Genomic DNA, 13,799 nt, shown 5'->3' on the forward strand with positions numbered 1-13,799 from the left:
CGTGTGACCTACTACGGGCCGGGCGTGGGGTGGTAACTGTCCTTCGACGACTTCGCTCGGGTATCGCGCCCCCCCCCCCCCGGCCCGGGGGGGGGGGGGCGCGCGGGCCCCCGCGGGGGGGGGGGGCCACGGCGCTCGGGGTTGAGGTGGCTAGGGCCTGTGTGATGTCGTGATCAATCTTGCCGGTCCGGGTCCCTCGGGAAGGGGGATCCGGTAGGAAGTCGATCGTGACACGCAGGCAACTTACCGGTGAGCAGTGGCAGTTGATCGAGCCGTTCCTGCCGATAGGCGAGTACGGGCCGTACCCCGAGCGACTGCGGGATCAGGTTGAGGGGGTGATCTGGCGGTTCCGTACCAGCAGCCAGTGGCGTGAGATGCCCGGCGAGTTCGGCCCGTGGCCGACGGTCTACGGCCGCTTCCGGGCATGGAGGGACGCCGGGGTCTTCACCGCACTCCTCGAAGGCCTGATCGCCGAGGCCGCCCGCCAGGGACAGACGGACTTATCCCTGGTCAGCGTGGACTCCACCACGGCCCGCGCGCACCACGACGCAGCCGGGATGCGCATCGGCAAGGAGGTCCTGGACGCCCTTGAAGAGTCCGCCGTCGAACAGGAACGAGCCCGGCAAAAAGGGGCGGCCCGCCAGAACAGAACGGACAGCACGGCAGTGACCACCCCGGTCAGGAAGAACGGCGGCACATCAGGCGACGGCGCAAGCTCCGCTTGACCCAGGCCCTGCTCGGCAGATCCCGCGGCGGACTGACGAGCAAGATTCATCTCGCTGCAGACCGCAAGTGCCGTCCCTTGTCCCTCGTGCTGACCGCAGGACAGGCCGCCGACAGCCCGCAGTTCGTCCCCGTGCTGCAGAAGGTGCGCATCCGTCTTCCCGTCGGCCGGCCCCGGACCCGGCCCGACGCCGTCGCCGCGGACAAGGCATATTCCTCCCGTGCTAACCGGTCCTGTCTGACGGAAACGCAACATCAAGGCAGTCATCCCAGAGAAGAAGGACCAGGCCGCCAACCGGAAGAAGAAGGGCAGCCGGGGCGGCCGCCCCACACGCCACGACGCCGATCTCTACAAGAAGCGCAACACCGTCGAGCGACTGATCAACAAGCTGAAGGCCTGGCGGGGCATCGCGACCGCTACGACAAGACACCCGACAGCTACCTTGCCGGCCTCCACCTCCGTGCCTCGATGATCTGGATCAACGACCTCCTGAAGACAAATGGTTGATCACAACATCACACAGCTAGTGCTGTGACCAGGAAGGTTCACCGGGTTGGCGGTCAGTGGTGTGGCGAGCGCGGTGCCTGGGTGGTGCTTGAACGGAAGGGGATCTTGAGGGCTTTGGTCCTGTTTCAGGGTGGCGGTTATCACTGATCGTCAGGCAGGAGGGGAACATGCGCCAGGAGTGGGAGCCCGAGGACCTGATCGAGGTCTGGACGCAAACGCGATGACCGGATGAATCGATGCCACAGGCGGCCATCGCCAGAGGGGGTGGACCGCGGTCTCCACCCCCCGCCCTCGCATCCCCACCCGGTGACCAGCCCGCAGGCCGATGGCAGGACCGGGTATCGCAGCGAGGGTGGGGGCATGACAGCGAACATCGTGATCATGCAGCTGGTGATCCTGGCCGTGGTGCTCGAATCCGATCTCGGCCGCCGCAAGATCGGCTGGTTCCGGGTGGGACGGCCGATCATCAGCGTCGCCCTCATCGTGCCGTTCTTCTTCACTTCGCTGCCCACCGGCGGCAACGACCTGCTGCTGCAGGGCGTCAGCGCGCTGGCCGGGGCGGCGCTCGGGCTGTTCTCGGTCTGCCCGCTGCTGGTGTCCGTCGCCTACCACCCGGATTGGCGATGGCACTGGCCGCGCACCTCGCCCACCCCGGGCAGACCCGCTGCGGTCAGCCGCTCGGGGGCTGGTTACGCGGCGGTCTGGATCGCTGTGACCGCTGCCCGGCTCGGCTTCGCCTACGGCGCCCAGCACGTCTTTCCGGTGGGGCTCGGCGTGTTCATGGCCACCCACCACCTGAGTGGCACCGCTCTGGCGAACGGCTTCATCTTCCTGTCCGTGAGCATGAGCCTGTTCCGCAGTCTGGGGCTGTGGGTGCGAGGCCGCGCGTGCCGGGCCCAGGCCGTGCCGGTCGTGGGCGCCGCGCATACGATGGGCGTTGCGCGGTGATCCTCACACCGCTGCTCACCCTGATCATCCGCACTGTCCGCGCGCTTCGGGCACGCTCTTCAGGCACGCCGTCCTGGGATAATCAGGACCGATGAGTATCACCAGTAGATTCAGCCCGGCCGCGGACCATCCCGGGATCGGGCTGAGCGGCATGATCCCCGACCCGCGGGCGCGTGCCGCGGCCATGCTGGCGGGGCTGGGCGTGTCGGTCTGGATCAACGTCGCCACGCTCCCCGCCGACCCGGGGGTCGTGGTGCCCGTCGCCCTGGCCGTCGCCGCGCTGGCCTGGCTGGTCCTGATCGCCGGCACCCTGCCCGGTACCCGGGGTGCGCACGTGGCCGCGGTCTCCGCGGTGATGTGCGCGGCCGGGGCGGTGCTCGCGATCACCGACGCCAATGGGCTGATCTTCACCGGCGTGGCGGCGAGCCTGGCCGCCGTCGCGTTCGATCCGGTCGCCGCCCTCGTGCTGTCCACCGCCGGTCCCGTCGCCTATTGCCTCGCGGCGATCCCCCACGGGCCGTTTCCCGGGCGCCTGTTGAGCACCGCCGCCGTGGCCCTCGCCGGACTGGTGGCCGGTGCGAGCCGACGCGAGACCGACCAGCGTGCCCGGCACAGCACGCTGGTCGCCACGGAACGCCGGCGTACCGAGCTCGCCCGGGCCGAGGCGGAACTCGCCGGTGAGCGCAACCGTCTCGGCCGCGAGCTCCACGATGTGCTCGCCCATACCCTCGGCGCCCTGTCGATCCAGCTCACGGCGATCGACACCCTCGCCCGCACCGACGCACCGCGCGAGAAGCTCATCACACAGATCGAGCTCGGCCACGAGCTGGTCAGCACGGGCCTGGACGAGGCACGCCAGGCGGTCCGCGCACTGCGCGGCGAGGCCACGCCGCTGGCCGCGCAGCTCGAACGGCTCTGCGAACTCCACCAGGCAGAACTCGAACTGGAGGGCAGCTGGCAGGAGCTGGACGCCGACACCACGCTCGCGCTCTACCGCCTCGCCCAGGAAGCACTGACCAACGCCGCCAGACATGCCCCTGGTGCGCGCGTGAGCGTGCGCATCGGCTTCGGCCCCAGGGCCGTGACCGTACAGGTCAGCAATAGCAGACCCGCCCCGGCCCCGGACACACCCGCGGCACTGCACGCGAGCGGCGGCGGGTTCGGGCTCCAGGGCATGAGGGAACGCGTCGAGCAGGCGGGCGGCGATCTCCAGGCCGGCCCCACGTCCGACGGTGGGTGGCGGGTCGCCGCACGCGTCCCCTACCGACGGGGCAACCTGGGCAACCGCAGCGACGGGAGCGACCGATGAGCCCCACACCGATCTCTGTGATCATCGCCGACGACCATCGGGTCGTCCGCGAGGGCCTGGCCACCATCCTCGGCGCCGTCGACGAGGTGCACGTCGCCGGATTGGCCGCGGACGGCGCGCAGGCCGTCGATCTCGCCGCCCGGCACGAGGCCGACGTGGTCCTGATGGACCTTCACATGCCCGGCACCGACGGCGTCGAGGCCACGCGCCGACTCAGGGCCGAGCGTCCGGCCACGGCCGTCGTGGTCCTCACCACCTATACCGACGACGACTCCATCCTCGCCGCACTCGAAGCCGGCGCCACCGGCTACCTGACCAAGAACGCCTCCGCCGCGGACATCCACCGCGCCATCGAGGCCGCCGCCTGCGGCCACGCCATGCTCGACCCGATCGCCGCAGCCCGACTGATCCACGCAAGCCGCCGCACCGACCCGGGCCACACCGCGAAGAACGCAGCCCTCCCCGACGGCCTCACCGAACGCGAGGCCCAGGTGCTCGGCCTGATCGCGCAGGGCCTGTCCAACGCGGAGATCGCCGCCAGGCTGTACCTGAGCCGCTCCACGGTGAAGACCCATATCCATCAGATCTTTGCCAAGACCGGCAGCCGCGACCGCCCGCAGGCCATTGTGTACGCACACCGGCATGGGATCCGCGCCGAGGAGGATCCAGCCCAGTGGAACGGGTGACGGGCCGGGCCCTTCAGAGCTTCAAGACCAACTCATTGCCCCCTGCGGCAGCTTCGCCCGTCCAGGACACAGTTCGCCGGGTTCTTCAGGCCGCGGTGGCGTGGGGGCGCCCGCCCCAGCGGATGCCCTTCTCGCTCGGATGCGGGCACGTTCGCGACGCTGGGCAGCGAGGACCTCGGGGTGGCGGGCGTTGGCGTTACGCCAGCGCAGATACGCGTGCAGGGCTTGGGTCTGCGCGGTGTGATTGCGGTGGTTGGAGTTGGCGACGGTGAACTGCCGCAACGGCCCGAAGTGTGCCTCAATCGGGTTGGCCCAAGACGCGTAGGTCGGCGTGAAGCACAGCTCGACCCGGTTCTTCTTCGCCCAGCGCCGGATCGTCTCGCCCTTGTGCGCAGACAGGTTGTCCAGGATCACGTAGAGCGGAGCGCCGTCCGGGCGGGCCCCCGGGTCGACCTCAGCGCGGCCAGGGTGTTCGCGGCGCCCTTCTTCCTGCGGTTGACGCCCCACAACTTGTCGTCGCCGACCGAATAGCAGCCGTGGAAGTAGCGCACCCCGTGCGTGCGGTGATAGGTCGGGGGGTGCCGCTCAGGATGTACCTGCTCGGCCCAGCACGACCCGGCGGCGGGCCGGATACCGAGCGGCCCGAACTCGTCGAACGCGAACACCCGGTCCGGGAACTGCTCCAAGACCTGTTCGATCCGGTCGAGATTGGCGTCGCGCTCAGGGTCGGGCGACTCCTTCCACGTCTTGGTGCGCTGGAATGTGACGCCGCGGCGAGCGAGCAGGCACCGTAACGCCTCGCGGCCGATCCGGATCACGCGGCCGTGCACTTTCCGCAGGTAGGCCGCGAGTTTGCGGATGGACCAGCGGGTGAAGGGCTGGCCGAGCTTGGTCGGGCGGGTGGTGGCCGTCTGGACGACGAAGTCCTCGTCGTCAGGACTGAGCAGGCGGGGACGGCCCCCCGCCCACCGAGGGTCCAGGCAGGCCAGGCCGATCTCGTTGAACCGGTGGATCACGTCTCGGACGGTGTCCTCGTCGGCCTGCACCAGCATCGCGATCACCGGCACAAGGCCGAGATCGAGATCGCGACCTTGGTGATCTGCGGCCGCTGGGGCGCCGCGTACAGCAGCTTCGAGCACGAGAAGATCGGCGTGCGGCTCGGCGGGCTCGACTCGGCCAAGGCGGAGGCGCTGATCGCGGGCCTGCCGACCGCCTTCGGCGACCCGCGGCAGCAGGTCGTCTACGAGCTCTCTTCGGCGCTGGCCGCGGCGCGCGTGGTGCCCCAGGGATTGTTCCGCCGCGCCCAGGAACTGCTCGGTGACGCCGGTCTCGTCGACGTCACGGTCCTCATGGGCTGGTTCACCGCCGTCTCGCTCACCCTGATGGCCTACGACGTTCCGTCCAACGCCGTCGGGCTCGACCAGTAGCACCGTTGACACCCATCCGAATGTGAGGCGCCTGCCATGGCCATCGCCCCGCTGCCCGAGGTCACCGTCACCCCGGTCGCCTACTTCCCCGAGAAGTACTTCCTTGAGAACCTGGCGTGCGCGCCGACGGGTCGGTGCTGATCATCGCCGTGCTCCAGCAAGAGCTCTGGTACGTTCCCGGCCCCGCCCGCGCGCTCGCCGACCCGGTGCTCGTGCACGCCTTCGACCACCCGGTCACCGGCATCGTCGAGGTCGAGCCGGACGTGTTCCTCCTGAGTCTCACCGAGGGCTACACCACGCACGAGTCCCACCTGGTCCGGCTCGATCTCAAGGGCTGGGCTCCGGGCACCCCGGTCACCCCTGAGGCCATCTTCACCTTCGACGACCGAGTGCGAGCGCTGAACGGCAGCTGCCTGCTCGGCCGGGCGTGCTGGCCGTCGCGGACTGCTTCGCCGGCCTGATCTGGCGGGTCGACCTGACCGAAGGGGCCCGCGGCGCGACCGCGCGGGTCTGGGCCGAGCACGACACCATGGCCCCGGACCCCGACGGCGAGGTGCCCTGGCCGCCGCAGCCCGGCGTCAACGGCGTGCGCTACGGCGCACGGGCCGGCTACCTGTACTACACGTCCACCGCGCAGCGGGTCTTCATGCGCGTCCCGGTCGATCCGGCCACCCTCGACGCCTCCGGCCCGCCGGCGTTCGCCGCTGCCATCGACAACGGCGACGACTTCTGCGTCGACGAGGACGCCGGCTTCGCCTACGTCACTCGGCACCGCGCCAACACCCTCGACCGCGTGCCGCTGGCGCCCCGCCACGGCAGCGAAGTGCGCCACCTGCTCGGCGAAGCCGTTCGACCCGGTCATCGTCGGCCCGTCGAGCGCCTGCTGGGGACGCGAGCCCGGCGATGAGGGCCGCACGCTGTACGTGACCACGGACGGCGGTACGACCGCCCCGCCGCAGGGCGTCGTCCGCAACGCCGCCCTTCTCCGCGTCGAGCTCACCCACGGCATCCGGTAGCGGAGAAGCCCGTGAACCGGCACAGCGAGATCGTCCCTACCGGCCCGGTATCGATCGAGACCTGCGTCGAGGCCGACGGCGCCGCCGCCCGTCACTTCTACGGCCGAGTACTGGGCCTGCCCGAGGGCCGCAGCACCGATCATCGGATGGACTGGGACCTCGAAGAACACCAGATGGTCACCCACCTGGTACCGAGCGCTCCGCGACCGGCGGGTACCAGCCTGGTCGAGAAGCACACGGGGCCCGTCCCGCGCTTTGGCCTGCTGTCGGACGAGCAGCGCTTCCACGAGTTCGCCGAGCGGCTGCGTGCCGCCGGGGTGCGATTCGAAGACGCGAACAGGTGTCCACTTCACCGGGGGCAAGGCTCGACCTGGATTTCATGGTTCCGCGCCTCACCGCGTCCATGGCAGATACCTCACGTGATCAGGCCGGCGCTGGTCAGCCAGATGTGTTCGCATGTCGCCGACGCCTCTTGGAGCTTCTCGCGGGATTCCTGTGAAGCGTGGTAGAAGGTCCGCTCGATCATCCAGCACAGGGCGCGTGCCATCGCCGAGGCCTGGTCCGGTGCAGCGCCGGCCTGGATGCCGGCGCGCTCCAGGACGGCGGTGATGGCCGCGATGAACAGGTCAGCCGTGTGCTTCCACAGTTCACCGATCTCCGGCACGGTCAGCGACAGGTCGATCGCCGTGCGCATGACCGGGCCGTGTTCGTTCCACAGCTCGACCGTGCGCTGCATGGCTGCTGCGATGGCCTGGCGTGGTTCGTCGGTCTGCGCGGTGGCCCGGGACCGTTCCCACAGGTGCTCGACGGTCCGGGCCACGAGTGCCGTGACCACTTCTTGCTTGGAGCCGAAGTAGAAGTACAGGGCGCCGCGTGTGATGCCGGCGCCCTGGGCGATGTCGCCGACGGTCATGGCGTCGTAGCCCTTGTGTACCAGCAGGGCTTCGCAGGTGTCGAGGATGGCCCGCTCCCGGGCATCCCCCTTGCGCTCGGTGGTGCGACGTCTGCGCGCGGAATGGTGGCCGGGCATCAGAGCTGAGCGCCTTCGGTGAAGTCGGTCGTCCGCGAGAGTGTTTCCCACGCGCGGATGTCCTCGTCCACGGCCGTGCGCGCGGCGGTGACCAGCCGCAGCGCGTCCGAGCCCAGGACGAGGTGGGCCGGCGGCTGCTCGACCGTCGTGATGTGCACGACCGCTTCCCCCGCCTTGGCCGGATTGCCCAGCTGGTTCCCGCTGGCCTTCTGCCGCGCTTCGCGGATGGGGGTGAACAACTCGTCGTAGTCGTCGATGGTCCGCGCGGCACGTGTCATGGACCGTCCGGCCCAGTCGGTGCGGAAGGAGCCGGGCTCGATCGCCGTCACATGGATTCCGAACTGCGCGACTTCCTTGCCCAGCGCCTCCAGGATTCCCTCCAGGGCGAACTTGCTGCCGCAGTAGGCGGACATGCCGGGCACGGCCATGAGCCCGCCCATGGAGGTGACGGCCATCAGGTGTCCGCGGCGGCGGCGGCGCATGTGGGGCAGCGCCGCCTGCAGGGTGGCCACCGCCCCGAACACGTTCACCTCGAACTGCCGTCGCACCTCGGCCAGCGGGGTTTCCTCGAAGGTTCCCTCCAGGCCGTAGCCGGCGTTGGCGATGACGACGTCCAGAGGGCCGACGCTCCGCTCGACCTCCGCTACCGCGCCGGAGACGGCGTCATCGTCCGTCACGTCCAGGATACGGCCGTGAGCGTGCCCGGGCCTGAGTTCTTCGAAGGCCAGCAGGTCCTTCTCGGAGCGGACGGTGCCGATGACGGTGTGCCCGGCGGCCAGGGCGGCTTGGGCGAAAGCGCGCCCCAGGCCCGTGCTGACGCCGGTGATGAGCCAGTTCTGCTTCTCCATTGTTCCTCCAGGGAGGTCTCGCGAAGAGCCGGGTCGCCCTCTTCGCGAAAGTCTACACCGTGTCGATTTTTATCGTTACCGCGTCGATTTTGGCAGCGCTCACGGAATGCAACCCCAGGCCATCCGCGTGCCGCGCACCGTCCGGATCGGCGCCGTCAATGCCCAGCAGCCAGGCCGACAACCAGAACCGCTCCCCGATCACCACAGGGACACCCAGCGAGGGCCTGAGAAGCCGTATCTCAACCAGTCTTGGAACGTGTGGATCGAACGGAGTTCCTGTTCGGGTGATCTTCCAGCGGTGCGCGCATGAAGGCAGGGCCTCCTGGTAGCTCGGGGGTGCGACCCCCTTCGGAGCGGTTTCCGGAGGCCCTGTTGTCGTTGTTGTACGGCTCGGGCCCGTTGACTTCAACTCGCCCGCCGTGTCGTGCGATTGCCTCACGCAGGTGTACGGCAACGCGGCCGGTCATCCTGATCGGGTTCGCCGGTATCCGTCGGACATGATGGACGCGGAGTGGGTGGAGGTCCGGCCGTTGTTGCCGGTGCCGGCCTGGCTTCAGGGCCGGGGCGGACGGTCCGGGGGGTTACTGTCACCGGCAGCTGCTGGACGCGATCCGTTACCTGGTCGCGGGCGGGACCTCGTGGCGGGCGATGCCCGCGGGCTTCCCCGGCTGGGGCCGGCTTTACGCCTTCTTCGGCCGCTGGCGCGAGCACGGGCTGATCGCCGAGTTCCACGACCGGCTGCGCGGGAAGGTCCGTGAGCGCGAGGACCGCGAGGCCGAGCCCACGGCGGGGATCATCGACGCGCAGCCGGTGCGGGCCGCCACGACGGTGCCAGCGCACGCGGCTACGACGGTGGGAAGAAGGTGCCGGGCCGCAAACGGCACATCGTGACCGACACCCTCGGTCTGCTCCTGGTCGTGTAGCGCAGTGCTGCGGCCGTCTCCTCCCTGGTCGGCCCCTCGTGCGCGAAGCGGTCCAGCTCACGGAGGAGCTGCTGCAGGGCGGGGCCGGTGGCGGCGGTGGCGGTGTCCAGAGCGTCGCAATTCCATGACCACCGGAACCTGTGCCTGCCTTGCTGCCAGGGTTCTTCGCGCAGTCTGTCCGCGCGGCCTCTTGGACGACACCGACTGCCTGGGCGCGGTGAACGACCGCCGCCGAGACCACGGCGAGAGACAGGCGCGCCGACCCGCGCGTTTCTTTCAACAACCAGATGGGGGGCCGGGGTCCTGCTTGCCTTTTTCCTCGTGCTGTTCGTAATCGTCGAGCAGTAGTTGCGAGGTGATGTTGATGTGCTGGCTGAGTGCCTCGACGACGCCCGGTGCATCCCGGGCGATGGCGCGATCGCAGATCATCTTGTGTTCTGCGGCGACATCGCGGTGGCTGTGCTCGGCCGGTGTGCGGGCCCAGCAACGGTAGACCTCAGCGGCATCGCGCAGCTGTGCGGCGATGTCCCGCAGCTGCCGGTTGGGACATCCCTCCAGCAGGACGCGGTGGAAGCGGGCGTGGGCGTTCAGCCAGCGTTCGCTGAGGGCTCCGTCGTCGCTGAAGTACGGAGTGCGGGCGAGATGGTGGTGTGCCGCGAGCAGATCGGACTCCCACTCGATGGTGCCGACGGCGACGGACTCCTGGACCACGTGGGTCTCGATGAATACGCGGGCCTCGGTCAGCTCCTGCAGGCGCTCGGGGGAGACGGTGACGACCCGGAACCCTTGCTGCGGCGCGAAGGTCGCCAGTCCTTGGCCGACCAGCCGGGGCAGCGCCTCCCGTAGTACCCCGCTGCTGGCGCCATAGGTGTCCTTCAGGGCTTCCACGCGCAGACGTGAACCGGGCTCGTGCCGTCCGTTGAGGATGTCCGCGCGCAGCCGCCTGTAGATCTCCTCGGCGCGTGTCATGGAGCGGGTCGTGGTCATGTCGAAGATACTAGCCCCTCTAGGTATTTTAAAAAAATCTCGAGATTTCATTGACGTATCGACGGGGAGGGCGTTGACTCCAGGCATTCAGTGGCAAGAGCACCGGAGGCAACGCACCATGAGGACGACGACCCGATCCGGACGGATGTGTCTGGTGACCGGAGAGGCGGTGATCGATGTCGAGCAAGCCAGTGCCGGTCGGTTTTCGGCTGATCCGCTGGCAGTGTTCGAGGAGTGGGACGCGTTCCGGTCGTGGGCTGCAAAGCTGGAGCCTGCAGGCGCCCACGGATCGACTGGGCCGGACGGCAGCGTTTCGCCGACGCCGCGGCAGGTGTTCGCGATCGGATTGAACTACCGCGGCCACGCCGAAGAGGCCAGCCTGGCGGCGCCTGAGTCCCCGTCGGTCTTCACCAAGTTCGCCACGGCCCTCACGGGCCCGGACACGCAGCTGAGGCTGCCCAGCGGCCGCGTCGACTGGGAAGCCGAGCTTGTGGTGGTGATGGGGCGCCGGGCGGAGCACGTGGCCGCCGGGGACGCCTGGTCCTACGTGGCCGGGCTGACCGCGGGGCAGGACTACTCCGAGCGCCAGGTGCAGTCCGTCGGCCCCGTCCCGCAGTTCTCCCTCGGCAAGTCCTTCCCCGGCTTCGCGCCGACCGGGCCGGTACTGGTCACGGCCGACGAGTTCGCGGATCCGGACGACCTGGCGATCGAATGCCTCGTCAACGGGGAGAGCGTCCAGAAGTCCCGCACCTCGTCGATGATCTTCCCGGTCGCGGAATTGATCGAAAGGCTGTCCGCGGTCTGCCCGTTGCTGCCGGGCGACCTGATCTTCACCGGCACTCCCGCGGGAGTCGGACACGCCCGCACCCCTCAGCGCTATCTGCGGCCAGGAGACGAGGTCATCACCCGCATCGAGGGCATAGGACAGCTCCGGCAGACCTGCGTCGCCGCCTGAGAGAAGGGCACCACCATGGCCTTGCACAGACTGCAGTCACTCACCGTCGGCGTGCCGAACGTGGCCGAGGCTGCCGACTACTACGTCGACTTCGGACTCGAACAGGTGGCACCCGGACGGTTCCTCACCGTCGAAGGCGGTGAACAGTTCTTCCTCGAACATTCCCCCGTCCGGCGCCTGCTGGCGATGACGGTCGCCGCGGACGACGGCGACGACCTGGACCGGATCGCCGCGAACCTGGAACGGCTCGAGCTGTCCTGCGAACGCGACGCCAACGCCCTGCGTACCACGGAACCCATCGCCGGTATCTCGGTGGAAGTGCGCATCGCACCCCGGCTGACCCGGATCACCGTGCCGGCCACCCCGTACAACGGTCCCGGACGCCTGGACCGTGCCGGCACCCGAGCACCCGTACTCTCCCGCACCGACCCGGTCCGGCCCCTGGCCCTGGGCCACGTCGTCATCGGTTCGGTGGAACAGGAGTCGACACAGCGGTTCTTCACCGAAGGACTCGGATTCAAGGTCAGCGATGTTGTGCCCGGCTCAGCCGCGTTCCTGCGCTGCTCCACCGACCACCACAACGTCCTGGTGCAGCAGGCGCCGCTCAACTTCCTGCACCACACCTCCTGGCAGGTGACGGATGTCGACGAGGTGGGCCGGGGCGCCACGCGCATGCTCACCGAGCACCCGGAACGCCATGTGTGGGGGCTCGGCCGCCATCACATCGGCTCGAACTTCTTCTGGTACCTCAAGGATCCGGCCGGCAACTTCAGCGAGTACTACGCCGACATGGACTGCATCGTCGACGACCAGCTGTGGATGCCACGATCCTTCGAAGGAATGCAGGCGCTCTACACCTGGGGGCCTCCGCCGCCGCCGTCGTTCCTCGCTCCCGAAGACCTGGCCGCGCTGATGGCAGGCGCCCATAAGGCCAGTAACTGAGAGCGCCCGGCACCGTAAACCGCGACGAGGCGCGTTGCCCCGCCCGCATCACACGGATGAGGCCCCGAGCCGCATTCCTGCGCCGACCCGCCGTCGGCGAGCCGCACACAGACACCTCCCCCTTTCCCGCAGCGCCGCGGTCAGCAGTCGCGACGGGTGAGACTGCTGAAATCGGAGCCGGAACATTGAGCACACCAGCCTTCGTCCGTCGGCGCGGCCGACCGTCCCCGGGCCCTTCATCGCGGTCAGGCACCGCACTCGCCGTGGGCCTGGCTGTGATGACGCTGGAGGGCTTCGACCTCGTCGCCTACGGTGCGACCACTCCGCTACTGCTGGGCTACCGTCCCTGGCACCTCTCCGTCGCCTTCGTCGGCCTGCTCGGCAGCCTCACTCCGATCGGCATGCTCGTCGGCTCCCTGCTGGTCGGCCAGTTCACCGACCGGTTTGGCCGGCGCCGCACGACCCTGATCAGTATCGCGGTGGTCAGTGCCGGGATGTTCGCCTGCGCCGTGGCACCCCTTCCGTCACTGTTCGGCGCCGGCCGACTCGTCGTCGGGCTCGGTGTCGGTGCGATCTACCCGGCGATGGGCCCACTGATCTTCGAACTGGCCCCGGACAGGCGAAAGAACCTTTACTCGGGCATCGTCCAGTGTGGGACCGCCATCGGCGGTTCGTTCGCGGCCCTCGTCGCCAACACACTGCTGAGTGGGCACGGTTTCCACCAGGAGTACCTGGTCGGCGGCATCGCCGGTCTGCTTCTGCTGCCCATGGCCTTCGTCTGGCTGCCCGAGTCCACGGAGTACCACCAGGCCGTCAGCGCGTCGGCCCCCGACCTCGGCAACCGTGGTGTCCGGCTGGTGCTCAGACCGCCCTACCGCGGCACCACCCTGATGTTCTGCGCCATGGCGGCCCTGTCGTTCTTGCTCATCTTCGGCATGAACACCTGGCTGCCGCGGCTGATGCAGACGGCGGACCATCCGCTGCAGGACTCACAGACCTTCCTCGTGCTGCTGAACCTCGGTGCCACCGTCGGCGGGCTCGCGATGGCGCTGCTGGCCGACCGTGCCGGATCGAGGGGCCCGATCACGGCCAGTTTCGCCCTCGGAGCCGCCGCGATCGTCGCCATGAGCGCCCCACTGCCGCTGCCGGTGCTCTACGGCATCGTGGTAGTCGGCGGCTGCGGCGCGGTCGGCGTCCAGGGACTGATCAACGTGTACATCTCACGTTCCTACCCGGTGACCGCGAGGGCCAGCGCGGTGGGTGTCGCGCTCGGGGTGGGCCGCATCGGCGCCATCGCCGGCCCCACATTCGGCGGCTGGATCCTCGCGGCCGGCCTGGAACCCCGCTGGAACTTCGTCCTCTTCGCCGTCCCCGCCGTCCTCGGCGCAGCCCTCGCCCTGGCTGTCGGCGGACGGACATCCCAGAACCAGGGCCGTCTCGCCCCCGCGCCGCGCGCCGAAGAGCCGACGGCCGGACACACACAATGAAAGAGCGCAT

At 69.2% G+C, this 13,799-nt stretch carries 15 protein-coding genes and 3 pseudogenes; 13 read left to right on the forward strand and 5 right to left on the reverse strand.

The genetic code is table 11. The features are described 5' to 3' along the window. The first annotated feature begins 227 nt into the window (after positions 1–227). The 4 genes and pseudogenes from ACZ60X_RS42415 (at position 228) to ACZ60X_RS42430 (ending at position 4,174) form a co-directional block, all read left to right on the forward strand. Positions 228–1,231 (forward strand): annotated as a pseudogene (locus tag ACZ60X_RS42415) (IS5 family transposase). A 360-nt stretch (positions 1,232–1,591) separates the two neighbouring features. Next, positions 1,592–2,179, forward strand: coding sequence for a hypothetical protein (locus tag ACZ60X_RS42420; RefSeq protein ID WP_469610925.1), 588 nt, complete (start codon positions 1,592–1,594; stop codon positions 2,177–2,179). A 91-nt stretch (positions 2,180–2,270) separates the two neighbouring features. After that, the gene (locus ACZ60X_RS42425; protein ID WP_469610927.1) at positions 2,271–3,488 is read left to right on the forward strand and encodes a sensor histidine kinase; all 1,218 of its coding nucleotides are present in this window, start codon (positions 2,271–2,273) and stop codon (positions 3,486–3,488) included. Continuing rightward, positions 3,485–4,174: a response regulator gene (locus tag ACZ60X_RS42430; protein WP_469610930.1), complete on the forward strand. Its 690-nt coding sequence runs from the start codon at positions 3,485–3,487 to the stop codon at positions 4,172–4,174. The genes ACZ60X_RS42425 and ACZ60X_RS42430 overlap by 4 nt, the downstream gene beginning before the upstream one ends. 85 nt (positions 4,175–4,259) lie before the next feature. Here the strand turns inward: ACZ60X_RS42430 and ACZ60X_RS42435 are convergent. After that, a pseudogene (locus ACZ60X_RS42435) lies at positions 4,260–5,241 on the reverse strand (IS630 family transposase); the annotation flags it as partial. Here ACZ60X_RS42435 and ACZ60X_RS42440 point away from each other — a divergent pair. The 3 genes from ACZ60X_RS42440 to ACZ60X_RS42450 all read left to right on the forward strand — a co-directional run bounded on the left by ACZ60X_RS42440 (position 5,182) and on the right by ACZ60X_RS42450 (position 6,508). Beyond that, positions 5,182–5,601 (forward strand): carboxymuconolactone decarboxylase family protein, encoded by a 420-nt coding sequence (locus ACZ60X_RS42440; protein ID WP_469610932.1) that lies wholly within the window; start codon positions 5,182–5,184, stop codon positions 5,599–5,601. The pseudogene ACZ60X_RS42435 and the gene ACZ60X_RS42440 overlap by 60 nt on opposite strands. A gap of 116 nt (positions 5,602–5,717) precedes the next feature. After that, the gene (locus ACZ60X_RS42445) at positions 5,718–6,062 is read left to right on the forward strand and encodes a hypothetical protein (protein ID WP_469610934.1); all 345 of its coding nucleotides are present in this window, start codon (positions 5,718–5,720) and stop codon (positions 6,060–6,062) included. Next, positions 6,029–6,508 carry a hypothetical protein gene (locus tag ACZ60X_RS42450; protein ID WP_469610937.1) on the forward strand — a complete coding sequence of 160 codons (480 nt, stop codon included), beginning with the start codon at positions 6,029–6,031 and terminating at the stop codon, positions 6,506–6,508. The genes ACZ60X_RS42445 and ACZ60X_RS42450 overlap by 34 nt, the downstream gene beginning before the upstream one ends. A 524-nt stretch (positions 6,509–7,032) precedes the next feature. On the opposite strand, the gene ACZ60X_RS42455 is transcribed toward ACZ60X_RS42450, so the two are convergent. Genes ACZ60X_RS42455 through ACZ60X_RS42465 form a run of 3 tightly spaced genes read right to left on the reverse strand, consistent with a single transcriptional unit; the run spans position 7,033 to position 8,700 of the window. Beyond that, positions 7,033–7,647, reverse strand: coding sequence for a TetR/AcrR family transcriptional regulator (locus ACZ60X_RS42455; protein ID WP_469610939.1), 615 nt, complete (start codon positions 7,645–7,647; stop codon positions 7,033–7,035). After that, entirely contained in the window at positions 7,647–8,495 is an 849-nt protein-coding gene (locus tag ACZ60X_RS42460) for an oxidoreductase (protein WP_469610941.1), read from the reverse strand. Before ACZ60X_RS42460 ends, ACZ60X_RS42455 begins: the two co-directional genes overlap by 1 nt. Positions 8,496–8,547: 52 nt before the next feature. After that, positions 8,548–8,700: a hypothetical protein gene (locus tag ACZ60X_RS42465; RefSeq protein WP_469610943.1), complete on the reverse strand. Its 153-nt coding sequence runs from the start codon at positions 8,698–8,700 to the stop codon at positions 8,548–8,550. 413 nt (positions 8,701–9,113) lie between these two features. Between ACZ60X_RS42465 and ACZ60X_RS42470 the strand changes: the two are divergent. The 3 genes and pseudogenes from ACZ60X_RS42470 to ACZ60X_RS42480 form a co-directional block, all read left to right on the forward strand. Then, positions 9,114–9,167: pseudogene (locus tag ACZ60X_RS42470) on the forward strand (hypothetical protein); the annotation flags it as partial. Continuing rightward, entirely contained in the window at positions 9,144–9,386 is a 243-nt protein-coding gene (locus ACZ60X_RS42475) for a hypothetical protein (protein ID WP_469610945.1), read from the forward strand. The pseudogene ACZ60X_RS42470 and the gene ACZ60X_RS42475, both read left to right, overlap by 24 nt. Continuing rightward, entirely contained in the window at positions 9,359–9,418 is a 60-nt protein-coding gene (locus tag ACZ60X_RS42480; protein ID WP_469611001.1) for a hypothetical protein, read from the forward strand. The genes ACZ60X_RS42475 and ACZ60X_RS42480 overlap by 28 nt, the downstream gene beginning before the upstream one ends. Before the next feature lie 276 nt (positions 9,419–9,694). Here the strand turns inward: ACZ60X_RS42480 and ACZ60X_RS42485 are convergent, their stop codons facing one another. After that, positions 9,695–10,405, reverse strand: coding sequence for a GntR family transcriptional regulator (locus tag ACZ60X_RS42485; protein ID WP_469610947.1), 711 nt, complete (start codon positions 10,403–10,405; stop codon positions 9,695–9,697). Positions 10,406–10,523: 118 nt separating this feature from the next. On the opposite strand from ACZ60X_RS42485, the gene ACZ60X_RS42490 reads away from it, so the two are divergent. From ACZ60X_RS42490 to ACZ60X_RS42500, 3 genes are all read left to right on the forward strand, one after another. Beyond that, positions 10,524–11,360 (forward strand): fumarylacetoacetate hydrolase family protein, encoded by an 837-nt coding sequence (locus tag ACZ60X_RS42490; protein ID WP_469611003.1) that lies wholly within the window; start codon positions 10,524–10,526, stop codon positions 11,358–11,360. A 15-nt stretch (positions 11,361–11,375) separates the two neighbouring features. Next, on the forward strand, positions 11,376–12,302 hold the full coding sequence (locus tag ACZ60X_RS42495; protein ID WP_469610949.1) for a VOC family protein: 927 nt from the start codon (positions 11,376–11,378) through the stop codon (positions 12,300–12,302). A 263-nt stretch (positions 12,303–12,565) separates the two neighbouring features. Next, entirely contained in the window at positions 12,566–13,789 is a 1,224-nt protein-coding gene (locus tag ACZ60X_RS42500) for an MFS transporter (RefSeq protein ID WP_469610951.1), read from the forward strand. Positions 13,790–13,799: the final 10 nt, after the last annotated feature.

It is taken from the genome of Streptomyces sp. NPDC104106 (assembly GCF_055584345.1).